Origin of the sequence: Planomicrobium sp. MB-3u-38, from assembly GCF_002836425.1 — a bacterium.
In the GTDB taxonomy this organism is placed as follows: Bacteria; Bacillota; Bacilli; order Bacillales_A; family Planococcaceae; genus Planococcus; species Planococcus okeanokoites.
In genome coordinates, this window is sequence record NZ_PJBO01000009.1 from 1 (window position 1) to 26,620 (window position 26,620).

The 26,620-nt window shown below is 45.0% G+C and carries 25 protein-coding genes and 1 other annotated feature; of the genes, 17 read left to right on the top strand and 8 right to left on the bottom strand.

The window, feature by feature from the left end:
• Both CXF70_RS04440 and CXF70_RS04445 read right to left on the bottom strand, forming a co-directional pair.
• Positions 1–510: AAA family ATPase (locus CXF70_RS04440; RefSeq protein ID WP_101801674.1), on the bottom strand; the 510-nt coding region annotated here is incomplete at its 3' end.
• A gap of 101 nt (positions 511–611) precedes the next feature.
• Positions 612–926 carry a peptidase M4 gene (locus CXF70_RS04445; RefSeq protein ID WP_084246570.1) on the bottom strand — a complete coding sequence of 105 codons (315 nt, stop codon included), beginning with the start codon at positions 924–926 and terminating at the stop codon, positions 612–614.
• Between the two features lie 172 nt (positions 927–1,098).
• Between CXF70_RS04445 and CXF70_RS04450 the strand changes: the two genes are divergently transcribed.
• From CXF70_RS04450 to ccpA, 13 genes are all read left to right on the top strand, one after another.
• Positions 1,099–2,172, top strand: a complete 1,074-nt coding sequence (locus CXF70_RS04450) for a M42 family metallopeptidase (protein WP_101801675.1) — start codon at positions 1,099–1,101, stop codon at positions 2,170–2,172.
• 44 nt (positions 2,173–2,216) lie between these two features.
• A complete protein-coding gene (locus CXF70_RS04455; RefSeq protein WP_101801676.1) occupies positions 2,217–2,738 on the top strand; it encodes a DUF84 family protein in 522 nt (173 codons plus the stop codon).
• Between the two features lie 60 nt (positions 2,739–2,798).
• Positions 2,799–3,314, top strand: coding sequence for a hypothetical protein (locus tag CXF70_RS04460; protein ID WP_233208542.1), 516 nt, complete (start codon positions 2,799–2,801; stop codon positions 3,312–3,314).
• A gap of 12 nt (positions 3,315–3,326) precedes the next feature.
• Positions 3,327–3,644, top strand: a complete 318-nt coding sequence (locus CXF70_RS04465; protein WP_101801751.1) for a thioredoxin family protein — start codon at positions 3,327–3,329, stop codon at positions 3,642–3,644.
• 61 nt (positions 3,645–3,705) lie between these two features.
• Complete coding sequence (locus tag CXF70_RS04470; RefSeq protein ID WP_101801677.1) at positions 3,706–4,521, top strand: DUF1444 family protein; 816 nt, start codon at positions 3,706–3,708, stop codon at positions 4,519–4,521.
• Positions 4,518–5,126 (top strand): YtpR family tRNA-binding protein, encoded by a 609-nt coding sequence (gene ytpR, locus CXF70_RS04475; protein ID WP_101801678.1) that lies wholly within the window; start codon positions 4,518–4,520, stop codon positions 5,124–5,126. The genes CXF70_RS04470 and ytpR overlap by 4 nt, the downstream gene beginning before the upstream one ends.
• A 6-nt stretch (positions 5,127–5,132) precedes the next feature.
• Positions 5,133–7,583 (top strand): DNA translocase FtsK, encoded by a 2,451-nt coding sequence (locus tag CXF70_RS04480; protein WP_101801679.1) that lies wholly within the window; start codon positions 5,133–5,135, stop codon positions 7,581–7,583.
• A gap of 140 nt (positions 7,584–7,723) precedes the next feature.
• Entirely contained in the window at positions 7,724–9,037 is a 1,314-nt protein-coding gene (gene murC, locus CXF70_RS04485; RefSeq protein ID WP_101801680.1) for a UDP-N-acetylmuramate--L-alanine ligase, read from the top strand.
• Between the two features lie 140 nt (positions 9,038–9,177).
• A complete protein-coding gene (locus CXF70_RS04490; protein ID WP_084246554.1) occupies positions 9,178–9,669 on the top strand; it encodes a DUF948 domain-containing protein in 492 nt (163 codons plus the stop codon).
• 35 nt (positions 9,670–9,704) lie between these two features.
• Positions 9,705–10,514 (top strand): YtxH domain-containing protein, encoded by an 810-nt coding sequence (locus CXF70_RS04495; protein ID WP_101801681.1) that lies wholly within the window; start codon positions 9,705–9,707, stop codon positions 10,512–10,514.
• Between the two features lie 16 nt (positions 10,515–10,530).
• On the top strand, positions 10,531–10,860 hold the full coding sequence (ytxJ, locus tag CXF70_RS04500; RefSeq protein ID WP_101801682.1) for a bacillithiol system redox-active protein YtxJ: 330 nt from the start codon (positions 10,531–10,533) through the stop codon (positions 10,858–10,860).
• Positions 10,861–11,028: 168 nt separating this feature from the next.
• Positions 11,029–12,114 (top strand): bifunctional 3-deoxy-7-phosphoheptulonate synthase/chorismate mutase, encoded by a 1,086-nt coding sequence (locus CXF70_RS04505; RefSeq protein WP_101801683.1) that lies wholly within the window; start codon positions 11,029–11,031, stop codon positions 12,112–12,114.
• Positions 12,115–12,434: 320 nt separating this feature from the next.
• Positions 12,435–13,436 carry a catabolite control protein A gene (gene ccpA / locus CXF70_RS04510; RefSeq protein WP_101801684.1) on the top strand — a complete coding sequence of 334 codons (1,002 nt, stop codon included), beginning with the start codon at positions 12,435–12,437 and terminating at the stop codon, positions 13,434–13,436.
• 62 nt (positions 13,437–13,498) lie between these two features.
• Here the strand turns inward: ccpA and CXF70_RS04515 are convergent, their stop codons facing one another.
• Genes CXF70_RS04515 through CXF70_RS04525 form a run of 3 tightly spaced genes read right to left on the bottom strand, consistent with a single transcriptional unit; the run spans position 13,499 to position 15,955 of the window.
• Positions 13,499–14,689, bottom strand: a complete 1,191-nt coding sequence (locus tag CXF70_RS04515) for an acetoin utilization protein AcuC (protein ID WP_199172788.1) — start codon at positions 14,687–14,689, stop codon at positions 13,499–13,501.
• Positions 14,659–15,303, bottom strand: coding sequence for an acetoin utilization AcuB family protein (locus CXF70_RS04520; protein WP_084246543.1), 645 nt, complete (start codon positions 15,301–15,303; stop codon positions 14,659–14,661). The genes CXF70_RS04515 and CXF70_RS04520 overlap by 31 nt, the downstream gene beginning before the upstream one ends.
• A gap of 19 nt (positions 15,304–15,322) precedes the next feature.
• A complete protein-coding gene (locus CXF70_RS04525; RefSeq protein WP_084246541.1) occupies positions 15,323–15,955 on the bottom strand; it encodes a GNAT family N-acetyltransferase in 633 nt (210 codons plus the stop codon).
• 170 nt (positions 15,956–16,125) lie between these two features.
• Between CXF70_RS04525 and acsA the strand changes: the two genes are divergently transcribed.
• Positions 16,126–17,844 carry an acetate--CoA ligase gene (acsA, locus tag CXF70_RS04530; protein ID WP_101801685.1) on the top strand — a complete coding sequence of 573 codons (1,719 nt, stop codon included), beginning with the start codon at positions 16,126–16,128 and terminating at the stop codon, positions 17,842–17,844.
• Positions 17,845–17,948: 104 nt separating this feature from the next.
• On the opposite strand, the gene CXF70_RS04535 is transcribed toward acsA, so the two are convergent.
• Positions 17,949–20,951, bottom strand: coding sequence for a transglycosylase domain-containing protein (locus CXF70_RS04535; protein WP_101801686.1), 3,003 nt, complete (start codon positions 20,949–20,951; stop codon positions 17,949–17,951).
• Positions 20,952–21,056: 105 nt separating this feature from the next.
• Positions 21,057–21,246: a binding site (T-box leader), on the top strand.
• Positions 21,247–21,367: 121 nt separating this feature from the next.
• Here CXF70_RS04535 and tyrS point away from each other — a divergent pair.
• Together tyrS and CXF70_RS04545 are read left to right on the top strand one after the other, a co-directional pair.
• Positions 21,368–22,636 (top strand): tyrosine--tRNA ligase, encoded by a 1,269-nt coding sequence (gene tyrS, locus CXF70_RS04540; RefSeq protein WP_101801687.1) that lies wholly within the window; start codon positions 21,368–21,370, stop codon positions 22,634–22,636.
• A gap of 143 nt (positions 22,637–22,779) precedes the next feature.
• Positions 22,780–23,313 (top strand): general stress protein, encoded by a 534-nt coding sequence (locus tag CXF70_RS04545; protein WP_101801688.1) that lies wholly within the window; start codon positions 22,780–22,782, stop codon positions 23,311–23,313.
• 94 nt (positions 23,314–23,407) lie between these two features.
• Here the strand turns inward: CXF70_RS04545 and CXF70_RS04550 are convergent, their stop codons facing one another.
• Both CXF70_RS04550 and rpsD read right to left on the bottom strand, forming a co-directional pair.
• Positions 23,408–24,208, bottom strand: a complete 801-nt coding sequence (locus CXF70_RS04550) for a cobalamin-binding protein (protein WP_101801689.1) — start codon at positions 24,206–24,208, stop codon at positions 23,408–23,410.
• Between the two features lie 103 nt (positions 24,209–24,311).
• Positions 24,312–24,914, bottom strand: coding sequence for a 30S ribosomal protein S4 (rpsD, locus tag CXF70_RS04555; protein WP_084246529.1), 603 nt, complete (start codon positions 24,912–24,914; stop codon positions 24,312–24,314).
• 362 nt (positions 24,915–25,276) lie between these two features.
• Here rpsD and megL point away from each other — a divergent pair, with 362 nt between their 5' ends.
• Positions 25,277–26,491, top strand: a complete 1,215-nt coding sequence (megL, locus tag CXF70_RS04560) for a methionine gamma-lyase (RefSeq protein WP_101801690.1) — start codon at positions 25,277–25,279, stop codon at positions 26,489–26,491.
• Positions 26,492–26,620: the final 129 nt, after the last annotated feature.

A 26,620-nucleotide genomic window follows, 5' to 3' on the forward strand; every position in this document is an offset into this window, starting at 1 on the left:
GATACCCGAATTATTCAGCCGCAAATAATGTTCTGCCTGAATTTCATTTTCGAAGGAATTCAAGCGGTAGACCCTATTCGAATTCACCATCTCCTTCTCGGAGGCAGCGGTATCTCTTTTGGTCGGCTTATGTTCGAGGCGGTTGGCGGTTTTATTTCTTAAGAGTCTTTCATCCAAATCAGCTTCCAGTTCAACAAAGTAGATTTCTGCACCTTGTGCCTGGAAAATCGCACAGGTCCTGTTGACGAAATCCCAGTCTTCCTGCAGGTCGAATACCCAGACGTATGTAAAAATCATGCCGTACCGATCGCTCTTGGCGAAGGCGCTGAAGATTTCTTCGCGGAACATGGTGGACAGCTTCCACATTTCTTTTTCAAAGCCGAAAAACGGTTCCAGCAAATCGATGGTCATGTGGTTGTGCAATAAATTCAAATCAGTTATTTTCGCCAATTCCTGGCCGACAGTCATTTTGCCGACTGCCTGTGGACCGAACAGCAGAACAAATTTCATCTTCATCCACCTGGACTTTCGCTGAATTTTTCACGAAATAAAAACTGCAGGCACGCGGAAGTTCTTGCGCATGCCTGCAGATGGAAACATTTGAGTGAGTTTTAAACTTTTGAAACTTCTACGACTGCGCCGGTGAAAGCGTCCGCCATGAATTCGAATTGCTCGAGTTCATCGTCGCGGTGGCGAGTGATGCCGCCTTTATAGACATCCGTCGTAATGGCGTGCTGTGTATAAGGTTCTGTTTTCATGTAAATCCATGAACCGTCAATCGGACCTTCTTCTTTAAACGAATTCTTCACTTGCTTCAATACTTCATCTGCCGGGTAAAGCTTCTGGTTGCGGTCGACCAATTCTTTCACGACAAACGTTGCAGCTACTCCTGTAGCAAAGCCGATCAATAAATCACGATTTTTCAATTAGATCCCTCCTATACTTACTGGCTAAATTGTACCATAACTGATAAATAAACGAGAAATGATAGCAGCGCCTTTATTTCGTTCCTTTCGATTTTCGAAATAAAAAAGTGGAAATAAACTGAAAAAAGCTCTAAACTGATTAAAGGCATTTCATTTAGGAGGAAGTTGTATCATGAATAATGAAACCAGAGAGTTATTTAAAACCTTGACAGAGTTACCGGGTGCGCCCGGCAATGAGCATGCTGTCCGTAAATTCATGAAAAAGGAATTGGGTGCAGTATCCGATGAATTGATACAGGATAATCTCGGCAGCATTTTCGGTGTAAAGCACGGCGAACAGAATGGGCCTCGCATCATGGTAGCTGGCCATATGGATGAAGTCGGCTTCATGGTTACCCAAATCACTGACAACGGCATGATCCGTTTCCAACCGCTTGGCGGCTGGTGGAATCAAGTCATGCTGGCGACACGAGTCGATATTATCGCCGGAGATAAAGTTGTACCAGGCGTAATCGGTTCAATTCCGCCGCATCTATTGAGCGAAGAACTGCGCAGCAAACCGATGGATATCAAAAACATGCTCATCGATATAGGGGCAGATGATAAAGAAGATGCAATGTCATTCGGTGTACGTCCGGGACAGCAGATCATTCCATACAGCCCGTTCACTCCAATGGCCAATGATAAAAAAATAATGGCGAAAGCTTGGGATAATCGCTACGGCTGTGGTTTGGCCATCGAATTATTGCGTGAATTGAAAGATGAAAAACTGCCGAATGAATTGTTTTCTGGCGCGACAGTTATGGAAGAAGTCGGTTTGCGCGGTTCACAGACGGCCGCAAACATGATCAACCCGGACATCTTCTTTGCGCTTGATGCAAGCCCGGCGAATGACGCCGACGGCAATAAAAACGAATTCGGCCAATTGGGCAAGGGGACGCTCCTGCGCATACTCGATAAGAGCATGGTTACCCACCGCGGCATGCGGGAATTCGTTCTTGATACAGCTGAATCGAATAACATCCCTTATCAGTATTTCACTTCACAAGGCGGAACGGATGCGGGACGAGTGCATACGGCAAACGAAGGTGTGCCGAGTTCCGTAATCGGAATTTGCTCACGTTATATCCATACGTCGTCGTCGATCATCCATACCGATGATTACGCTGCCGCGAAGGAGTTATTGGTCAAACTGGTGAAATCAGCTGACCGCACAACAGTGGAAACGATAAAAAATAACGTTTAAAAAGTGCCCTCGGGCACTTTTTTTTGTAGAGGAGACTGGTGTTTATGAAAAAAATAAGTATTGCTGTGGCATCAAAAAATCCGGCAAAAATCAGCGCGGTGGAAGACTGTCTTGCTGAACTTGCGGTCCCATGTGAAATTACAGCTGTCGAAACGGATTCAGCCGTATCGGCACAGCCATTTTCTATAAAGGAAACGCGTCAGGGAGCTGTCAATCGCGCAGTTTCTGCGATCGAAGGTGGATATGATTTCGCTGTGGGGCTTGAAGGAGGCGTTTATGAACTTGATGGTACGATGTATGTCTGTAATTGGGGGGCATTGGCCACTTCAACGGGCAAGCTGTACACGGCTGGCGGAGCACAGATACCTTTGCCCGAAGAAATTGCGGTAGAAGTGAGAAATGGGCAGGAGCTCGGACCGGTCATGGATGCTTACGCGAATGAAACAGGAATTCGCCAACATAAAGGTGCGATCGGCATTTTGACCGATGGGTTGATTCACCGGGGAGAAATGTTTGCGCATATCATGAAAATGCTTATCGGACAGTACCGGTTAGGCAGCGGTTGAGTTGCATGTGACCCGAAACATCTTTAAAATAGAAGACAGCAAAGCAGGGGAGGAAGACGCGTGAAACGGTCAGTTTTAATCACAGGAACTGTGTTATCCCTATTTTTTTTGGCAGGGTGCATGGCGACTCCTGAAGAGAGATTGGCAGAAGGGCTTTCAGAAACCCGCACGGCTTTTGAAGAAGAGCCGACGGAGACAAACGAAACCGCGGGAGAGACAGAATTATATCTGCCTGGCGGCTACGATATCGAAGAGCCTTCTGATGAAAACAATATCATTATAACGAAAGGCAGCGATTCCTATGTTTTGTTCATCAATCCGAATGAAGCCGCTGACAGCAAGTTCTTCTATGATTTGCAGAAAGCGAATGCTGAAGTGGAATGGATCGCTGATGAAACTTTTGAACAGAATGGCCGTTTCGGATTTACAACATTAAGAGCGATTGCTGAAGATCGGATCGAAATTGTCGTCAGTGCGGGTGGCGTGAAAATGACCACCATTTCGGAAGAAGCGGATGTTCCGGGAAATATGGAGTGGATGATGAAGACCGTCCGTTCCATCGAAGAGGGAAATTGAGGTGAAGAAATGATGAAAAAATTACAGTCGATCGAAGAATTCAATGCTTATAAAAACGGTGAAGGAACAGTATTTATGTTTACTGCCGGATGGTGTCCGGATTGCCGTGTCATTGATCCGGTCATGCCCGAAGTGGAAGAGTCGTTCGGACAATTCAATTTTGTGTCAGTGGACCGCGATGAGTTCATCGACCTTTGTGCCGAACATGATATTTACGGCATCCCGAGTTTCCTCGCTTTCAGCGAAGGGAAAGAACTGGGCCGTTTTGTCAGCCGTGACCGTAAAACGCAAGAGGAAATAGAATCCTTTATAGCAGGGTTGTCCTTATAATATCAAGACGGTTCGCCTGTGAGGGTCGAACCGTTTATTTTTGACAGAGAGGAAGATCGATATGAACTCCACACAATTATTCAATCTATTAAGAGAATGTTTACCGAGCCATGATCTGGAATGGCGTTATGACCGGGAAAACAATACAGCGAACATCCGCCACATCAAAGTGGGAAAAGGGCTGAGCCTCGACCTGCCGAAAATCAACAGCCGGTATGAAGTAAAAGGCGAAGAAGCATTGACTGAAATCATTTATACAATCAATGAAACTTTCAATGCGATGGAACGTGAAGTTGAAGGGAATCTTCCTGGTGGAGAACATATCTACCCAGTGATCCGGTCAACCTCGTTTCCTACAGAGTCAAACGAAGGAAACCGCTTCATCACTACAGATCATACTGCTGAAACTCGTATATTTTATGCGCTTGATACAGGGGCGGCCTATCGCTTAATTGACGAAAATGTGTTAAATTCATTAAGTCTGACAGAAGAACAGCTTAAAGAACTGGCGAGATTCCAGGTCAAAAAGCTGAAAACTGCAGTCAAGGAAGATCGCGTTGCTGGAAACGTGTTCTACTTCCTAAATGAAAATGATGGCTACGATGCCTCACGAATTCTGAATGAGACTTTCCTGAAAGAGATGAAAAAGAAAATTACCGGGGATATGACTGTTTCTGTCCCGCATCAGGATGTGTTGATCATTGGTGATATCCGGAACGAATCCGGCTATGATGTGCTGGCCCAGATGGCGATGCATTTCTTCACCAACGGCAAAGTGCCGATCACTTCCCTGTCATTCATTTACGATGACGGTGAATTGGAACCGATTTTCATCCTGGCTAAAAATAGACCTGAAGAGGAGAACGATAAAAAATGAACGCATTTTACAATAAGCAGGGAATAGGCGACGTACTGCTAGTTCAGCTGCAAACTGAAAAACCTGAAAAAATCCATGCCGAAATGAATGGCGATGTAACGCTGATCAAAAATAGCGATGGTGATATCACAGGCTTCAATCTTTTCAATGCGAGCCAATATATCAGCTTCCCGGAAAGTGGAACAGTCGATGTTTCCGAGCAGCTGGTCACCGAATTGCAGAATGCCCTGGAAAAAAACAGCATCGATTATTTGCTGGAAGTCGATCTGTCGCCAAAATTCGTCGTCGGTTATGTGGAATCCAAAGAGAAACATCCGAACGCTGATAAATTGAATGTCTGCCAGGTTGATGTAGGCGGCGAAAAACTGCAGATTGTCTGCGGCGCGCCAAATGTAGAAGCGGGACAAAAAGTGGTTGTGGCAAAAGTTGGCGCGGTAATGCCTTCGGGAATGATTATAAAAGACGCTGAACTTCGAGGAGTGCCTTCAAGCGGCATGATTTGTTCGGCTAAGGAATTGGCTTTGCCGGATGCTCCAGCGGAAAAAGGGATTTTAGTATTGGACAATGAAAATGAAGTCGGATCAGCATTTGAAGTAAAGGCGTGACTTGTTATGAGCTGGGTTAAAAAAGTATGGAGTCGTATGTTTGCCGATGAAGTCGAGGAAGAGGCAGAACAGGAATATACAGTGCCTGTCGAGCAGAAAAGTGCGCATGTGCCTTTTCGTTTTCCGTTGATCACGGATGAGGAAAGAGAAATCTTTTTGAAGAAAGAACAGAGTGGCCAAAAAGTGACGATGGCTGAAGTGAGGGAAGAGCTTATTCGGCGTCCTTCACAATTGGCGCAGCAACCCGTTCGGAGAGAAGTCCGGCCGGAACCGAAGCCGAAGCCGATTCAACGGCAATCACCACGGCAGCCGATTCAACGCCAGTCACCTAATACAAAACCTGTTAAAGAGACACCTAAACCGGAGCCCATCAAGCGCCGCTTTGAACCAACCAAGGTTCCGTCGCCTATTCATGGTTTCAATGAACCTAAACCAGCGCCAATAGAAATATTGCTTGAGCAAAAAGAGCGGAATGAAGAATTCAATAAAGCGATTTCTCCGTTACAGGAAAATCCAATCAGCGAATCGACTGATAAAGATTCAGCCCAAATTTCATCAGAACTAACAGAGCTGGAGCGCCAACTGCCTGTGACAGAAAAAAGTTCTCAGCCCGATTTTGCTGAAAAGGAAGAAGAATCTTCATTGCAAACTGTTCAGGATGAAGAAGTTGCCAATGATCCTGGATTAGAACATCCGGTTGAGCAAAATGAGCCTGAAACAATAGAAATTCAGGAACTGAATCCGTTGGAAGAAATGACATCGACGGAATTGAAAGTTGAAGATGAAGAAACGCTACATAAAGAAATTCCAAAGGATAAGCCGGAAGAGCCTGGTATACTTCCTGAGAAAAAGAAAGAAAAAACGGTTCCATTCAATGTGTTGATGCTGAAGTCGGATAAGGAGAAGACAAAGAAAAATATCCCAGTCCAACATCATACGCACAACAGATTAAATGAAAAACCTGTGAAGCCAGCTGAAAAACAACCGGAGCCACTTGCTCCCACAGAACCTCCAGTTGCTGAAGCGGTTCCGGCACCAGTCATTTCAGCTTATGAACATCCACATAAAGAATTTCTTTCCGCTCCCGAAAATGACCGGAAAGACGACGAATGGATGGAAGAGCAGGGAGAACGGCTGGTCGAAGCCTTGTCGCATTTCCAGGTCCAAGCGACAATTTTGAGCATTGTCCAAGGACCGGCAGTCACTCAATTTGAATTGACTGTAGCGCAAGGTGTGAAAGTCAGCAAAATCCGAAACTTGGCAGATGACCTGAAATTGGCTCTTGCTGCAAAAGATATTCGTATTCAAGCGCCGATCCCAGGGAAAAGCTCGATCGGAATCGAGATTCCCAACAGAACATCACGTCCTGTCAGAATTTCCGAAGTGATAGAAAGCACACAATTCCAGACTTCCGATTCACCATTGGAAGCTGCGCTGGGTCTTGATCTCACAGGCAGACCGGTTACGCTGGATCTGCGCAAGATGCCGCATGGTTTGATTGCAGGAGCGACAGGTTCCGGTAAATCCGTATGCATCAACTCTTTACTGGTCAGCCTGCTCTATAAATCATCTCCGCGGGATCTGAAATTATTATTGATCGACCCGAAAATGGTGGAGCTTGCGCCTTACAACCATATTCCGCATCTGGTAAGTCCCGTCATTACGGATGTCAAAGCGGCTACCGCTTCATTGAAATGGGCGGTAACTGAAATGGAACGGCGATATCAGCTGTTCGCCCATACGGGTGTCAGAGATATCAGCCGATATAATAAGATGGTCAAAGATAAAGGCAATGACGCGCAGCATCTGCCGTATATCTTGATCGTCATCGATGAACTCGCTGATTTGATGATGATGTCACCTTCTGATGTTGAAGATGCGATTTGCCGGATTGCGCAAAAAGCGCGGGCATGCGGGATTCACCTTGTCATTGCGACACAGCGGCCGTCCGTCGATGTCATAACCGGATTGATCAAATCAAATATTCCGACACGCATTGCTTTCTCTGTTTCCTCCCAAGTGGACAGCCGGACAATCCTTGATTCCCAAGGAGCGGAACGCTTGCTCGGAAGAGGGGATATGCTGTACCTCGGAAATGGCATGTCCGCTCCGAGCCGTATCCAGGGAACTTTTGTGACAGATGAAGAAATCGAGAAGATTATTGAACATGTCCGCGGACAGGGTGAGCCGGAATATTTCTTCAAAGAAGAAGAATTGATCAAACAGAACGCATCCGGTGCTGAACAGGATGATTTATTTGAAGAAGCCTGCCGTTTCATCATGCAGCAGGGCAGTGCATCTACTTCCTTATTGCAGCGGAAATTCCATATCGGCTATAACCGGGCGGCAAGGCTGATGGACCTGATTGAACAGCACGGTTTCATTTCTGAGCAGAACGGAAGCAAAGCCCGTTCGGTGCTGATTACCGAAGAAGATATATCAGAAGTATTCCAATAATTTGTTTCATTATTTTAAAATATCGATTATATCCCATTTGGATAAAAATATGATATAATCGGATGATTGTTTGATCTACTCGGCTATCCACTAACTACAGATGGAATAGACTACTTTAAACTTCCACAGGAGGTTCACTTATGACAGTTTTACATTTTACCGGCATCAAAGGCTCAGGTATGAGTCCGCTGGCTCAGATTATGCATGATATGGGAAATGAAGTGCAGGGTTCCGATATCGCGAAATATTTCTTTACAGAAGAACGTTTACGGGAAAGGGGGATCTCCATCCTTCCGTTCGATCCCGAAAACATTACAGCGGAAATGACGATTGTTGCCGGGAATGCTTTTAATGATGAGCATCCTGAACTTGTGAGAGCGCGGGAAATAGGCGCTACAATCATCCGGTATCATGAATTTCTTGGGGATTTGATGAAACAATATGTTTCTGTGGCAATTACTGGTGCACACGGCAAAACGTCGACAACCGGCCTTATGGCACATGTATTGAATGGCTACAAGCCTGTTTCCTATCTGATCGGCGACGGCACTGGTTACGGCATGCAGGACTCACATTTCTTTGTGGTTGAAGCTTGTGAATACCGCCGTCACTTCCTGGCCTATCACCCGGATTACGCAATTATGACGAATATTGATTTTGACCATCCGGATTATTTTGCCGGAATCGATGATGTATTCAATGCTTTTGAAGAAATGGCTCAGCAGGTGAAGAAATGCATCATCGCATGTGGTGATGATGAATATCTTCAAAAGCTGCAGGCGCCGGTCCCTATGGTTTATTACGGATTTGGTGAGGAAAATGATTTCCAGGCGAGAAATATTGTTAAAACGACAGAAGGCACAACTTTCGATGTAGTGATCCGCAATGAATTTTTCCATACGTTCACCATTCCGATGTTCGGCGACCATACAATCCTGAACGCGCTTGCAGTCATTTCATTGTGCCATTATGAAAATATACCAGCCGATATCATCCAGCAGCAATTCACTGGCTATCAAGGCGTTAAACGCAGATTTTCTCAAACGGAGATCGGTGATCGCATTCTTATAGATGATTACGCACATCATCCGACAGAAATCCGCGCGACATTGCAATCGGCAAGACAGAAATTCCCTGACCGCGAAGTGATTGCCATATTCCAGCCGCATACTTTCACGCGTACGCAGACATTCCTTCAGGAATTCGCGGACTGCCTGAATGAAGCTGACCAGGTTTATCTGTGTGATATTTTCGGCTCCGCCCGCGAAGAAGCTGGGACGTTAACGATTGGCGATCTTGAAGAGAAAATTAAAGACAGCCAATTATTGCAGGTGGAAGAAGTGGCGAAGCTCAGCGAACATAAGAATGGGGTATTCCTGTTCATGGGTGCTGGAGATGTCACGAAATTCAAAGAAGCATTCGAAAACCAGCTGAAGACAGAAGAAACAGTTTAACTTCCAAAGTTAAACTGTTTTTTTCTTTTTTAGGAGGTTTTTTATATACTTTTATAGAACTATTGTAGGTGGGCTGTGTTTATCCGCAGTTCGACAAGGGTAGAAATAGTATATAACAGAATGTAAAAGGAGGAATTATGATGGATTGGCAAATACTGCTTTACATAGCCGCAATCGTGGCTGCAGTCGGATTCTTAATTCTATGCGTAGCTTTGGCAATGACATTGAATTCGTTGAAGAACACATTAAAAGAAGTTTCCGGCACAGTTGCCGGGCTTGAAAATCAGCTGCAAGGGGTGACGCTCGAAACCACGAACCTTTTGCATAAGACCAATGAACTTGCTGAAGATATCCAGGTGAAAACCGAGAAGCTTAACGGAGTCGTGGATGCTGTCAAAGGTGTCGGCAACTCGGTGACTGACCTGAATGCATCAGTAAGACGCATTACCATGTCTGTTGCATCGTCTGCAGAGCAGAACGAAGAGAAAATCGCACAGGTAGTCCAATGGAGCAATGTCGCTATGGGGATCCGTGATAAATGGAAAGCCCGTAAAGCTTACAGCACCCGCCAGTCAGAATCATACCAGCCGGTGCCAGGACAGAAACAGCTTCCACATAACGATCAATACTAATAAAAAATCAACTTATATAATTGGAGGAATGCAAAATGAATGGTAACAATAATGAGTACAACAACCAAAAACCTAATTATAATGACTCACAGTACAATAAAAATTATTATTCAAATTCCGGACAGAATTATCAGCAAAGCGATTATGTGCCGCAATCTTATGGCATGTCGAGCCGTTATGATGATCTCTACGATTACGAAGAAGAATCAGGTTCAGGCAGCTTCATCGCCGGTGCTCTTGTCGGCGCGGTGATTGGTGCGGCAGCAGCGTTATTCCTGGCACCTAAGTCAGGCAAGGAATTCCGTGGAGACTTGAATAACCAGGTTACTACGCTGAAAGAAAAATCCCAAAGCTCTAAATCGGGTTCAGATAACGAAGGCGGCGGCTTGAAACAGCAGCTGAAAGACCAGTCTTCAAAAGTGGTCGATAAAGTAAAAGGCATGAAAGGCGGCTCTTCGCCAATGGATGATGGAACAGCATCATCTGAAGGAGAGGAATCGATTGATATGCACGCAACTATCGAAAATACAGTCCATGAATCCAATAAAGAGACTGAAGCGGCAGGCAATGAAGCATTCACATCAACAGCAAATGCATTAAAAGAAGCTGTAGAAGAAGTGAATGAGGACAAAAAATCAGGATCAGGCTATGCTACTGGCTCAACGGCAAAAGATGTCGGCAATACTAAAAACGGTTCGAACAAAAACCAGAACACTGGATCGGGTTCGAATTCAAAACAAAATAATGTCGGAAGCTATAATGCAAACAAAAATAACTCCGGCAATAATAACTCAAACAAAAACAATTCCAATTCCAACAGCAACAAAAACAATTCAACAAAATGATTTGGGAGCGGATAAAATGAAAAACCTTATACGCGTACAGGATTTAGACGGCCTTAAAAAGGCGATTGAAGGAACTCAAAGCTATTGGCTTTTCAAGCACAGCAGCACGTGTCCGGTTTCTGCAGCGGCATGGAATGAATACAATGAGTATTGCTCATTGCATCCACACCAGACTTTCCTGTTCCTTGTAGTGCAGGAAGATAAGGAATTATCTCAGGAAATTGCGGAAATCACGCAAATTAAGCACGAATCGCCTCAGCTGATGCATTTTTCAAATATGCAGGTTGACTGGCATGCCTCACATAATAAGATCAAAAGTAAGGCAATGCAAGAATTTATTGCTTGATAAGACAGGCCGGAGCCCAGTGCTCCGGCTTTTTTTACATTAAAACACTTTAGTGCGTTGAAGCGCTAAAACATTATTCGTGACTTTCCCGAATACTTTGCATATAATAGTCCTATCATGTTAAGATAAGTCACCGATTAAAGGTGATTTATGAAAGGGGAAATTAGGATGAGCCAGATGGATTTAGAACAGCTGAGAGAACAGGTCGATGCAGTAAACCTGCAAATTCTGTCCCTGATCAATGAGAGGGCTTCAGTTATACAGGAAATCGGCAAGATCAAGGAAAAACAAGGAATGAAAAGGTATGACCCGCTTCGTGAGCGTCATATGCTGGATTTATTGAAAGAAAATAATAATGGTCCTTTGGATCAAAAAACGGTTGATCATATATTCAAGGAAATTTTCAAATCTGCGCTTGATATGCAAGAAGAAGATACACGTAAAGCTTTGCTTGTATCGCGGAAGAAAAAAGCTGAAGATACAGTAATTGATATCAATGGTGAAAAAATTGGGCAAGGAGAGCCATCATTCATTTTTGGCCCATGTGCAGTTGAATCACAGGAACAGGTGTCGATTGTAGCTGAAGCGATTGGCGGAAAAGGACTTAAAATGATTCGCGGCGGAGCTTACAAACCCCGTACATCTCCATATGATTTCCAGGGGTTGGGGTTGGACGGCCTGAAGATGCTGAAAAAAGCAGCAGACGAATACAATTTGGCGGTTGTTTCTGAAATCGTCACACCACATCATTTGGAAGAGGCTCTTGACTATGTCGATATAGTCCAGGTCGGCGCACGAAATATGCAGAACTTCGAATTATTGAAGGCTGTCGGCAGCATCAATAAACCTGTATTGTTGAAGCGGGGGATGGCGGCTACAATTGATGAATTCATCAATGCGGCTGAATACATCATTGCTTCCGGCAACAGCCAGATCATTCTTTGCGAACGCGGAATCCGCACTTACGAAAAAGCGACCCGCAATACATTGGATATATCAGCTGTGCCGATTCTTAAGCAGGAAACGCATTTACCGGTATTCGTCGATGTGACACATTCGACGGGGCGCCGTGATCTTCTATTGCCAGCTGCCAAAGCAGCAATCGCGATTGGCGCAGACGGCGTGATGGCGGAAGTGCATCCGGATCCAGCAGTCGCTTTATCGGACGCTCAACAACAAATGAATCTTCCACAATTCGACGAATACTACGATTCGCTGATGAAATTCATGAAGCAATATGAGATGAAAATGTAATGCCAAAAGCCGGGCGTAACCCCGGCTTTTATTTATTTTAAATAAATTGTAAAGAGAAATTGCATTTACATAATATCCCCAAAAATAAGAGAAGTTTCTAAAGATATGGAGCAAAACAGCGAAGACGGCCAGGGGACTAAGCGAAGTGCTGAGATCCACTCGGGCGAAGTGAAACGAGCACGAGTTAGCTCAGCGCTAGCCCCCAGGAAAGCGAGCTGTTTTGCGGAATATCAGTCCACATAATATATAAATCAACATATTTAGTTGATATACACAAACTTATTGTCGTATGATTGAAGAAAAGGGAAGAGGGCGCTTACATGACCGTAACGATTTATGATGTGGCAAGGGAAGCGAACGTTTCCATGGCAACCGTTTCACGTGTAGTTAATGGGAACCAGAACGTTAAACCCGCTACAAGAAAGAAAGTATTGAAAGTAATTGAAGAATTAGGCTATCGCCCAAATGCAGTAGCACGGGGGCTAGCTAGCAAGAAGACCACTACGGTCGGTGTCATAATCCCGGATATATCGAACAGCACCTATGCGGAACTGGCTAGAGGCATTGAAGATATAGCCACGATGTACAGATATAATATTATCCTTTCCAATTCAGACCAAAATGAAAACAAGGAATTACAGCTACTTGAAACAATGCTCGGCAAACAAGTGGATGGAATTGTTTTCATGAGTGACGTCATCACACCTGAATTGCTGCATGAGCTGGAACGGTCTCCGACTCCGATTGTATTGGCCGGATCAATTGAAGAGACAGGCAAAATCGCTTCCGTTAATATCGATTATTACGGAGCGGCTTATGAAGCTGTCAAGAAATTGATCGACAATGGACATAAGAGCATCGCTTTTGTATCGGGTCCTTTAACCTCTAAGATAAACAGGGATTATAAGATGAAGGCATACCGGGAAGCGCTGGAAGACGCCAAAATCGAATTCAAGTCCGAATTAGTGGTCGAATGCAATAATTCGTACGATGAAGGAATCGAAGCGGTGAAAGAACTGAGACCTCACAAACCAACAGCTTATTTCGTCAGCAATGATGAAATGTCGATTGGTGTAATCCACCAGGTGGAGGAAGAAGGACAAAAGATTCCTGAAGAAGTCGAGATCATAAGTTACGAGAATTCCAAACTGGCGCGTATGGCACGCCCGATGCTGAGTTCTGTGGCGTTGCCTTTATACGATATCGGGGCGGTTTCCATGCGGTTATTGACGAAGTATATGAATAAAGAAGAAATTGATGAGAACCAGGTTATTCTTCCATACCGTATTGAAGAACGCCAATCAACTAAAAATGATGGCTGATGGATTTACCTTAAAAATATAAGCTGCAGCGGAAGTCAATTCCGCTGCAGCTTTTTGATTTATCATAGGTTTTTCTGAGTGTGCCGGATAATGTATAGAGCTTTTTCCAGCATCTGATGATTTTTTTCAGTGATTTCCTCTTTACGCGGAATCGGGTCATACATATTCTCAGGATCCTCCCAGGTCTTGATGAGCGGGACAGGTGACTCTGGCTGCCATTTATCCAGCCATTTTTGAGGTAAATTGCCGGTTGGAAGAGGTATATCATTCATTTCCATCCACAAATATGACCATGCGCGGGGAACTACTCGCCAGATGTCATAACCGCCGCCGCCCACAGCGATCCATTTGCCATCGCAATATTCGTGGGCCAGTTCATGAGCAATTTTAGGGATCTCCTTATAGATTTCCATCGTCCCGTATAAATGAGTCAACGGGTCCAGGTAATGTGCGTCTGCGCCATTTTGGGAAAGAATCACATCAGGTTTAAAATGTTCGACGATTTCACGCATGGCTGTACGATAAATTTCCAAAAACGATTCGTCTTCCGTGAATGCATCTATTGGAAAATTGAAGGAAGTGCCATATCCTTGGCCGTTGCCGCGTTCGTTGATATTTCCTGTGCCTGGGAACAGATAACGTCCAGTTTCGTGTATCGATACGGTGCAGACATCAGGGTCATCATAGAAGCACCACTGGACGCCGTCGCCATGATGGGCGTCTGTATCGATATAAAGCACACGCGCTCCGTATTTCTTTTTAAGGTAATTGATGGCAACAGAACTGTCGTTATAAATACAGAAACCGGAAGCTTTTCCACGGAAACCGTGATGAAGACCGCCGCCAAGATTAAGAGCATGTTGGGCTTTGCCTTCCATGACATAATCTACAGCTGTCAAAGTTCCACCTACAAGCCGGGCGCTGGCTTCATGCATATTTTCAAAAATCGGGGTGTCTTCCGTACCGATCCCGTAACTTTCACCGGCTTCTGAAGAAATTTCCCCATTGCTGGCCTTTTTAACAATATCGATATAACGCTGATCGTGCGCCAACAGCAATTCTTCGTCTGAAGCAATCCGAGCGGGAACGATAAGGTCTTCTGAAAGCGCATTCATTTCGCGCAGTAGATCGATTGTCAAAACGAGCCGTTTCTGATTGAATGGGTGGGTTTCTGAGAACTTATAGCCCAGTTGGTCTTCAGAATAAATGAAAACGGCATGTTTTATTCGTTTATTTGCGGCATGTTTGGCCATAAGACATCAAAACCTTCTTTACGTAAGTCGTTAATGAGCGCCAGGGGATTCATGGTTTGTACCCGGAAGACGAGGATTTTGTTTTCTTTCTTTTCTCTATCGGGATAAACAAGCACACTGAGCACATTGATATTATGCTGGTAAAACACTTTTGATACTTCGAGCAGCACACCGGAGCGATCCGCCACACGGACTTCGATTTGGGATCCCGGCTGGTGGGTGCCGGTCAATTCGATGAAAGTATACAACAGATCCGTTTCAGTGATAAATCCGGCAAGTTTACCTCCGCTGACCACCGGCAAGCAGCCGATCTGCTGTTCGTAGAAGACCATCGCGATTTCTTCCACAGAATCCATTGGATGGGCGATTACAGGATCTGAAGTCATGATTTCCCGGACAGTTTTCTTGTAGGGATCTCCTTTGGGAGATACTGTGAAGCGCGAAGGGAGGGCGTCTTTCAAATCGCGATCGGAAACGACACCGACGACTTTTCCGTCTTCAACAACAGGTGCATGGCGGATCCTTTCTTTTTCAAATAGATCGATGACATTCTGTACAGTCTGATCAGGGTTCAACGAATGGACTTCGGTTTTCATTATTTCTTCCAACAGCATTTACAACACCCCTTAATGGTTAATACATGTATCTGTGCTTGAAACGTAATTGATCGAACTTTTGAACGGACTCCCGGTCAACCCGTTTGCCGATTTTCGCCATCAGGCAATTTGCCGGGTGGGAGCTTATTTCAGGTTCATCTGTCGCGTAATATTCAAGACCGCCGGCCTGCATCATTTTTTCCATGATTTTACGGTACTCCCAGACATTAAGCCCTGTTCCTTTCAGATCCCAATGCCAATAATATTCTGTGGTGATGACTATGAAATCTTCGAAAGCATCATCCATCATGGACGTTTTCAGCAAGGCTTTTCCAACGCCGCTTCCTCTGAATTTTGGAATAACTTCAATCGCGCCGAGTTCAATAAGGTTTTCCATATTGCCTTCTGACCACCGTTCGAGTGGATCAGGGTACAGGAAAGTGACGTAACCGACGATTGTATTATTATCACGGGCAATGAGTATGCGGCCTTCCGGCAAATCAGCAATTCCTATTACAGCTTCGTGCTGTTGTTTAGCTGGTCGGAATGCGATCAAATCTTCATGGAAATCCAATGATTTCAATTCACTCGAGGGAACCGGACCCTCCACAATGATTCTTCCGTGTTTCGTTTTCAATTCCATCGCGTTGTAAGTTTTCTTATGTTCCATCATTTCACCGCCTGTATGTTTGCAATTAGCTTCATTATACATGAAAGAAAGAGTGCTTGGCTAATCAGTTTGTAAGCGCTCTCTATTTTTTAAATAGTTAAAAAAGTTGGCAATATTCGGCGGAGCTGATGTAGAATGAAAAAGAGATAAGAATAGAAAGGATGATTTGGATGAAAGTGGAAGCATTACCTGCAGTATCTGGAAATTCCAACCTACATAATTATGACGAAATTGCTTCTGATTTTAACTGGAAAGAAGCCGAGAAAGAATTCAGCTGGCATGAAACCGGGAAAGTCAATATGGCGCATGAAGCTATTGACCGCCACGCTGAATCCGATAGAAAAAATAAGGTTGCTCTTTATTATAAGGACCAGCACAGAAATGAATCATACACGTTTTATGAGATGAAACGCATGACCAACCGTGCTGCAAATTTGCTGAAATCCCATTCTGATCTTGAAAAGGGAGATCGGCTGTTCATTTTCATGCCTCGATCTCCTGAATTGTATTTCACTATGTTCGGTGCATTGAAGATGGGGTTGATTGTCGGTCCGCTTTTTGAAGCGTTTATGGAAGGCGCGATTTATGACAGGCTGGATGACAGTGATGCAAAAGCGATCATTACAACACCAGAACTTGTTTCACGCGTGCCATTCGATAAATTGCCTAACTTGAAAACAGTTTTCCTTGTAGGGGAAGGTATCGAAGAGAATAACCATACAGTCGATGTTATGAAGTATTTACAGAATTGTTCAGACCGATTTGAAGTGGAATGGCTGGACAAGGAAGATGGGTTGGTCCTGCATTATACTTCGGGCTCGACCGGCAAGCCTAAAGGAGTTTTGCATGCCCAGTATGCAATGGTGCAGCATCTCCAGACTGCCAGATGGGTACTTGACTTCAATGAACAGGATATCTATTGGTGCACAGCCGATCCAGGCTGGGTGACAGGAACTTCCTATGGTGTATTTGCGCCGTGGCTCAATGGAACGACTACAGTGATAATCGGCGGGCGGTTTTCACCGGAAGGCTGGTACCAAGCCATCGAAGACTACGGAGTAACGGTCTGGTACAGTGCGCCGACGGCTTTCCGTATGCTGATGGGAGCGGGGGATGCGCTGGTCAAAGAATATAATTTATCGACTTTGCGCCATGTCCTTTCTGTAGGTGAACCTTTAAACCCTGAAGTGATCAGATGGGGAGCGCAAGTATTCGAGCGCCGCATCCATGACACGTGGTGGATGACAGAAACCGGAGCACAGGTCATCTGTAATTATCCTTCACTGGCAATCAAGCCTGGTTCCATGGGTAAACCGGTCCCTGGCATTAAAGTTGCAATAGTTGATGACCAAGGCAATGAACTGCCGGCGAATCAAATGGGCAACTTGGCGATTGAAAAAGGCTGGCCATCAATGATGCGTCAAATCTGGAATAACCCCGAGAAGTATGATTCGTATTTCCTGAAAGATAAGTGGTATGTATCAGGAGATTCAGCTTATAAAGATGAAGAAGGATATTATTGGTTCCAGGGGCGGGTTGATGATGTCATCATGACTTCTGGTGAACGGGTAGGTCCGTTTGAAGTTGAAAGCAAACTTTTGGAGCACCCTGCAGTAGCAGAAGCCGGGGTTATCGGGAAACCGGATCCGGTCCGTGGTGAAATCATAAAAGCGTTCGTCGCTCTAGTGGAAGGCTATGAACCTTCAGAAGAATTGATCCAGGATATTCAGCAATTTGTGAAAAAAGGTTTAGCTGCCCATGCAGCGCCGAGGGAAATCGAATTTAAGGATAAGCTTCCTAAAACTCGAAGCGGTAAGATCATGCGTCGTGTCCTCAAAGCCTGGGAGCTCGATTTGCCGACAGGCGACTTATCGACAATGGAAGATTAATGTCAAAAGAGAAAAACGCAGCGTAAATTAATCCGCTGCGTTTTTCATTTGCAATTAAAAGAGCCAGGCCAGTTTTAAAACACTGGCCTGGCTCTTAAGCATTATTATGCTGCATCATCTGTGTCTTCCGGTTCTTCCGGTTCCTCAGGTGGATCAATCGGTTCATCCGGTGGGTCTGTCGGTTCCAGCGGTTCTTCCGGTTCTTCTGGTTCCTCCGGTTCCTCCGGTTCAGCTGGAGGATCGGCTGGCTCTTCCGGTTCTTCAGGCTCATCCGGCTCAGTAGCAGGTGGAGTCGAAGGCGGTGGAGCCGGCGTATCGCTCGGCTCTTCTTTTTCCGGTTCAGGCGCTTCAATCGACACGGCATTGGAGTTGGATGACTCTCTGCCGGTGATATCAACTGCGACTACGTAATAGCTGCCAGGGCCTGGAACTGTAAATGAGTTGCTTTCGGCTTCAGAAATGGTGGCTACCTTCGAATTTGCACCGCCGGTACTTCTATAAACCCGATATCCGATAACATCATTTGAAGATGAATTACTCCAGCTGAGTGATTTTCCGTCAAGAGTTGCCTGAACTCCTGATGGTGCTGCATCGTCCGCATCAAAGCTCGTTGATGAAACAACGTTCGAGAATCGGGAATCCGAGGGGAAAAGCTTGCTGGCATCTCCGCCGAACGGTGCAAGAATGCGGTCAATAAAGTCTTCAGAGACTCCAACACCACCGCCTGAAATGAATTCAGCAGGCGTCGAGGAAAGAGCAGCGTAGCGTTTACCATCGATTGTCGTATATTTCCCGGTTGTCAGGCTGTCATCCGCTTTGCTCGGTACCATGACATTGGCATTGAATAAATCAGACCGGACAAGTTCTCCGGAACAGCCGTCACTTGGTGCCAGCCCTGAAATACCGCAGAAAGAACGGCTTACAACGCCTTCAGGTGCTTTAAAGGTTTCCTGTGTTCCAAAGAACCCAGGGTTAACATCGTATGAGGCATTCATCAATGACGCCCATACTTGGTTTACACGTGTTGATGGCTGCAAATTGCTGTTGCGCATGATATCCAGTGAACTTCTCTCCTGATCATAACCAAGCCATACGCTCATTGTAACGTTCGGATTATAGCCGACAAGCCAAACATCGCGTGTTTCTTGGGAAGTACCGGTCTTTCCGGCAAAATCGGAACTGAATTTCAAAAGATTATTTGCACGGTTAGCCGTGCCTCGAGCACCGTCGAACACGTCGCGCATCATATCTGTAATGACGTATGAGGTTTGCGGTGTATAGACTTCTTTAGTCTCGATTTTATGCTCATAAACGATATTGCCTTCCGCATCTTCAATGCGGTCGATCATGGATGCCTTGGCAAAAGTTCCGCCATTCGCAAATGTTGCATAAGCATTGGCAAGTTCTTCAGTTGTTGCTTCGACACCTGCTCCTAGTGCAGCACTGAGAATAGCATTGTCTGATTCTTCAACTGCGGATAACCCATTTTGCAATAAATAGTTTATAGGCATCTGATTTTGGATTTGTGCGAAAAGACGCACTGCAGGCAAGTTCTGGGATTGGGCCAAAGCGTCCCGAGCAGGCATGATTCCTTGCTCACTTGTAGCTGTAAAGTTGCTTGGACTCCAAATTTTGCCGCCGTTATCCACCATTTCGAATTTTACATCGACTACCGGACTGCCGGCGCCAATTTTGCCAAACTCGATTGCCGGGGCATAAACCAGCAACGGTTTAGCTGTGGATCCGATTGAGCGGTAAGCTTGTGTGGCATAGTTGAAATTGGAGATTTCATGGTCGCGGCCACCTACAAAGCTTAAAATCCGGCCAGTATCATTTTCAATTGTAGTGGATCCGACTTGGACCGGCATCGGCACTTCTTCTTCCTGGCCTTCCTGGTTGACGATTGTCTTTGTTAAAGTAGGTCCATAAGATTCATATGCATCTTTAGCTTTTTGCTGTGCATCGAAAAGGTCTTTTTCAATACTTGAATGGATACGATAGCCCCTTGCGCGAACGGCACGGTCAGCTAATATCTCATATTCTTCAAATAATTTATCGTTTTCTTCTAATGTGGCAGGGTCAATTCCAGCTTCTTCAGCCAGAATATCCATTACAATGCGGGTTGCCCGCTTCTCAATTTCAACCGTTATATGAGGATATCTTTCATAAGAACGGGTTTCATCTGTTCTGAAGTCTTTTGCAATATCGTAGGCCAGTGCTTCATTATATTCCTGTTCTGTAATATATTCGGTTTCAAGCATCCTGAATAATACGGTTTTCATCCGATCAATGCCGAACTCCAAATACTCAGGCTCTTTTAATCCGCCATCAGAGGAATACGGTGTATAGCGGAATGGGGCTTTCGGAATCCCGGCAATGAATGCTGCCTGCGGCAAATTCAATTCACTCGCATTCACATTGAATATTCCGTTAGCCGCCGTTTCGATCCCTGCAATGTTCGTGCCAGCAGAGTTTCTGCCATAAGGAATGATATTCAGATAAGCTTCCATGATTTCTTCTTTGGTCATGAATTTCTCAAGGCGCATTGCCAAAAGGATTTCTTTGGCTTTACGCTCATATGAAACTTCGTTCGTCAAAATCTGGTTCTTAATCAATTGTTGGGTCAGCGTCGAGCCGCCAGTCTGGTTGTCTGCATTCGAGACATCCTGGAACAAGCCGCGGAAAATCGCTTTGGGCACGATGCCATCATGTTCATTGAAATATTCATCTTCTGTAGCCAGTACCGCATTTATTGCATAATCAGAAACCTCATCGAGATTTGTTTCCTCCCGCTCAAGATCGGTTCGCAGTTTACCCAGGTACTGGTCATCCGCAAAGAATATTTCTGAAGTTTCCTCGTAGGCATAAACTTCGCCCCGCATTTCGCTTTCGGTGCGGAGTTTTTCTTCATCGACAAGAGAAGCGAAATATCCAGCTCCTACGGATGCGGCAAATACACCGCCGACAACCAGGATGATCGCCAATAAAATGGCCAGGTTCCAAAAAACACCTGTTGTGATATTCAATCCTCTAGCCCATTTTGTCGAACTCCATTTATGGTATGTGTCTTCAGATTTCTGCTGCCAGTATTTTAATCGTTCGCGCACATTATCTACCCCCTAAAATCTTTTTATATTATAGCATATTCTTATATAGTCTACTAAGTTATTGACAATCTGTCATAATAAAGTACACTACTAGTATATTTCAATATTAAAACGATGAAGAACCCGAAGTAGGAACTGCGATTTTTCCAAGAGAGCCGGTGGTTGGTGCAAACCGGTAAAAACGCAGCGGCTGAATTACAGGTTTGGAGTTTTCGGCTGTGCCACGATCGGCACAAAAGAGTGGAAGGAATCTATTCCTTCAAGCTGGGTGGTACCGCGCAATTGCGTCCCTGCATGTCTGACATGCAGGGGCTTTTTTATTTGGTGCAATAAATACATCATACCAAAGCTTGTTTTTGGGTAATTCATCCTGCTGTCTATAGTAATAAAGTAATTGTACCTGAGGAGGAATCGGAATGTCGAATGAATTATTGGAAGATCTTAAATGGAGAGGTTTACTGTATCAGCAAACAGATGAAGAAGGGCTTGCTGACGTATTGGAAAATGAAAAGATTTCATTGTATTGCGGTGTTGATCCGACAGCTGACAGCATGCACATCGGGCATATCGTACCTCTTCTGACATTGCGCCGTTTCCAGATGCACGGCCACAGACCGATCTTATTGGTCGGAGGAGCGACTGGCATGATCGGGGATCCGTCAGGACGCAACGAAGAACGACAATTGCAGACTACGGACCAGATAGACCGGAACGTTGAAGGCATCAAAGTCCAAATGCAGCAGATTTTTGATTTCCAGACTGAAAACGGTGCGAAAATGGTCAATAACCGTGATTGGATCGGAGCGATGAGCGTCATTGAATTCCTGCGGGATTACGGTAAATTGATTTCGGTTAATTACATGCTTGCCAAAGATTCAGTGGCATCCCGTTTGGAAACAGGTATTTCATTTACGGAGTTTTCTTACACACTGATTCAGGCGATCGATTTTAATCATCTGTATGACAACTACAATTGCCGTGTTCAGATCGGTGGGTCGGATCAATGGGGAAATATCACCTCAGGTCTGGAAGTTATCCGCAAAACCCATGATGAAGAAGCGAAAGCTTTCGGTATTACGATTCCGCTGGTAACAAAAGCGGACGGGACGAAATTCGGCAAATCTGCAGGCGGTTCTGTCTGGCTGGATGCGAAGAAAACATCTCCTTATGAGTTTTACCAGTTCTGGATCAATACATCTGATGCGGATGTTGTGAAATACCTCAAAATTTTCACGTTTATCAGCCGGGAAGACATTGAATCACTGGAATCGTCAGTAGAAACTGAAGCTCATCTTCGTAAAGCGCAGAAAGTGCTGGCGGAAGAAATGACTAAACTGATCCACGGGGAATCCGCTTTGGATGATGCACTTCGCATTACGAAAGCGTTGTTCAGCGGGGACTTGAAAGCATTGTCGGCAAGTGAGATGAAAGCGGCGTTCAAAAATGTCCCTTCCATTGAAATGGAACGGGAGCCAAAATCGATCGTGGACCTCATCGTGGAAGCCGGCATCAGTTCTTCTAAACGTCAGGCAAGGGAAGATGTTACTAATGGCGCCATTTCAGTGAATGGTGAAAAAGTGACGGATCTTGAATATGTCATAGATGAAAAAGATCGGCTCGAGGATGCATTCTCCATTATCCGCCGAGGCAAAAAGAAATACCATATGGTACAATTCAAGGCTTAAGTCCAACTCTGAACGAGATTCGATTCTTCTAGGCGATGCCTCTGCAGGGATTTATTGACAGTGATGTTTAACACTTTGTCCAAGGGGTAACTTTGAAATGTGAGAGATTTTCTATTGACTTACAAATCTAAGGAGGCGTAATAATGTCAAGAGTAGTCGGATCTTATCGTTCAGAAAAAGAAGCAATTGAAGCAATCGAGGATTTAAAAAGAAGAGGACATCGATCGGAAGACATATCTGTCCTTGGTAAAAATGAAGAAGAAACCCGAAATGTAACGGAAGAAACCGGTACGCATGCCGGCGAAGGCGCCGCTACAGGAGCAGTAACCGGCGGTGCACTGGGTGGCCTTGGCGGTGTACTTGCAGGAATTGGGGCACTCGCGATTCCGGGTATTGGACCGATTGTGGCCGCGGGTCCTATCGTAGCAGGCTTGACCGGTGCAGCAGCTGGAGCTGGGATTGGCGGACTGGCAGGTGCTCTGATTGGAATGGGTATTCCTGAAGACGAAGCGAAGGATTATGAAAACCGTTTCAATGAAGGTGAAATTCTCGTGCTTGTGGAGGACGATACCTTAGATATTCCAGATCATAATGACCGCGACCGATTCACAGACAACGATCCGGTAATCGGTGATGAACGTCGAACTGGCGGAATAAGAGGGTCAAGAGACCTTTAAAATAAGTATTCAAATTAAAAGCAACGCCACCGATTTCGGTGGCGTTGCTTTTTGTATTATATAGAAGGAAACTTCAAAATCAGAAGCTTTTGACTTACACACGCTTCAGGAATTCAGGAACTTCCATTGAATTGAATTGATGCGGATGGATAAGCTTGCCAAGCCTGATTGCGCCTTCCAGCAAACGGGGAGAGGGGCGGCAATAAAGTTCTTCCTCCATAATGTGAATTTCTTCTGCTGCTTTCATTTCTTTATAACCGGGTCTTTTACGGACCAGCTCCGGTTTCACTTTATCCGTCATAATCCCGACCCATGCGAGCAGGATATAATCGGGATCACGGGTAACGACATCTTCCCAGTCGGTTTGGACGTTCGCCTGATCTTTATCGTCAAACAGATTGTGTCCACCTGTGATTTCACTGATTTCCGTAAGCCAATTGACGTTTCCTGGAGTGAAAATCGGTTTTGGCCACCATTCCCAGTAAAGCGAGGGCCGGCTTTCAACAGCTGCAGATCGTGATTTTATCTCATCAATTGCTGCTGTATAAGCAGCGTATGCTGTAATTGCTTCTACACCGCAGGCTTTTCCTACAGTCAAAAGATCCTGTCCGATATCGTCCAGGCTTTGAGGATCCAGAATGATATGGGGAATGTTCCTCTTTTTCAATTCTTCGATATTTTTTTCCATGCCAGGCACACTTAACGATGCCAGCACCAGATCAGGTTCCAGTTTTTCAAGTTCGTCCATACGGATTGAAAGATCGGGCCCGAGTCTCGGCAAGTGGGTGATGGATTCCGGCCAATCCGAGTAATCATCGATGCCGACCAGCATTTTTTCTGCGCCCAAAAAAGCCAGCAACTCTGTGTTGCTTGGACAAATTGATATTAATCTCATTGCTGCACCTCCATTTTCTGCAGTTTATCATAAAGTCAGGATGGCTGAATGGAACAGAAAAACCCTGAACCGGAAGACCGGTTCAGGGTTTGAAATCGTAAGATTAACGTGAGTAGTACTCAACGATCAATTGCTCGTTGATTTCAGCAGACAATTCGCTGCGTTCTGGGTAACGTACAAACGTACCTTCTTTTTTGTCAGCGTCGATTGAAACGTACTCAGGAACAAAGCTGTTCACTTCGATTGCTTCGTTGACGATGTCAAGGTTGTTTGATTTTTCACGGAAAGCGATTGTTTGTCCTGGTTTCACGCTGTATGACGGGATGTCAAGGCGTTTGCCATCAACAAGAATGTGTCCGTGGTTTACCAATTGGCGAGCCTGGCGGCGAGTGCGCGCAAGACCTAAACGGTAAACAACGTTATCAAGGCGAGCTTCAAGCAAGATCATGAAGTTTTCACCGTGTTTACCAGGCATTTTGCCTGATTTGTTGAATAGTGTTTTAAATTGGCGTTCAGTTACACCGAACATGAAGCGCAATTTTTGTTTTTCCTGCAATTGCAAACCATACTCAGAAACTTTTCTGCGTTGGTTAGCACCGTGTTGACCTGGTGCGTAAGGGCGTTTTTCTAATTCTTTACCTGTGCCTGAAAGGGAAATACCCAAACGGCGGGACAGTTTCCATGCTGGACCTGTATAACGAGACATATAAGTCTCCTCCTCTGTTGTTGGTTTTTAGAGTAAAATAAAAACCAGATGCATTCATGCTGCAAGCCATTTTATAGTCCTGTATCTTCGCTCAGCAGCCAAGAGTTACGCGATACACCTCTATAGACTTGACGCAGGCCTCATTCGAAACCTGTGTTTTACTATAAGGAATAAAATGGACAAGCAGGCACATACAACTGCTGCGATTATTTTACACAAAGCATAGTATAACCGATTTCGTTGCCTAAAGTCAATTGTTAAATAAAACTATAAGAAAGGTGGCTTTCCTTTTTTTAGGTTTCAAGTTAGAATGGAAGTGAGTAATGTAAGCGCTTTCTATTTATGCATAAGGGGTGTAAGAAATGGATAAAACCAGAATGAGTATGGAAACTGCGGTAATTCACAAGGGGTATGACAGCTCAAAACATCACGACAGTTTAGCGACACCGCTTTATCAGACTTCGACATTTTCTTTTGCGACGGCAGAAGAAGGGGAAAATCGTTTCGCGGGCAATACGGATGGCAATATTTACTCGCGGCTCGGAAATCCGACAGTGCGTGTACTGGAAGAAAGGATGGCCGAAATCGAATACGGCGAAGGGGCGCTGGCATTTGGTTCCGGTATGGCATCGGTAAGTGCGATTCTTATTTATCTGACGAAAGCCAATGACCATGTTCTTTGTTCGCGTGGGATCTATGGCTGCACATTCGGGCTGCTTGAAATAATGGAAGAAAAATACGGCATCACCCATGACCTTGTTTCTATGACTACTGAAGGGGAGATCGAAGCTGCTATTAAACCTGAGACGGTTTGCATTTATGTCGAAACGCCGATCAACCCTACTATGGAACTTGTAAATCTGGAAGCGGTTATCAAAGTCGCAAAGAAACATGGCTTGCGTGTGGTAGTGGACAATACTTTCTGCTCGCCTTATTTGCAAAACCCGCTGAAAATGGGTGCTGATTTTGTTCTCCATAGTGCAACCAAATATCTCAATGGCCATGGTGATGTAATCGGAGGAATACTGGTCGGCAAAGACGGCGAAGAAATGCAGCATCTCCGGATGACTGTCCAGAAAGATGTCGGCGGCATCATGTCGCCGTTCGACGCGTGGTTGCTTTTAAGGGGGCTTAAGACGCTGCATGTCCGGATGGACCGCCACATTTCAAACGCTGAAAAGGTTCTGTTTTTCTTGCAGCAGCAGCCTGGCGTCAGTAAGATCTTTTATCCGACCGATGCCAGCCATCCTCAATATGAATTGGCTCAGAAGCAGATGAAAAAAGGCGGAGGCTTGATTTCATTTGAACTGGAGGGCGGCAAGAAAGAAGCGCAGAAGTTCATGAACGCTCTGGGGCTGATTAAAATTGCTGTCAGTCTTGGGGATGCCGAAACGCTGATTCAGCATCCAGCTTCAATGACACATGCGGTGGTACCGGAAACAGTGAGGGAATCCATGGGGATAACGGATTCATTGCTGCGTCTATCAATCGGATTGGAGTCCAGCGACGATATTATCGCTGATCTGGCAGAGGCATTTGAAAAAGTGGCTCCAGAAGCGAAACTGCAGGAAATATAAATAAGTTCACCGCATAAATTAAAAAGGCAGTAAAATTAATAAAGCCAGAAGAGCGTCTCCGATGCTTTTCTGGCTTATTTCGTTGCCTGGAGTAAATCGGAAGAACATTTGGCTGAAAGATTGATTTTA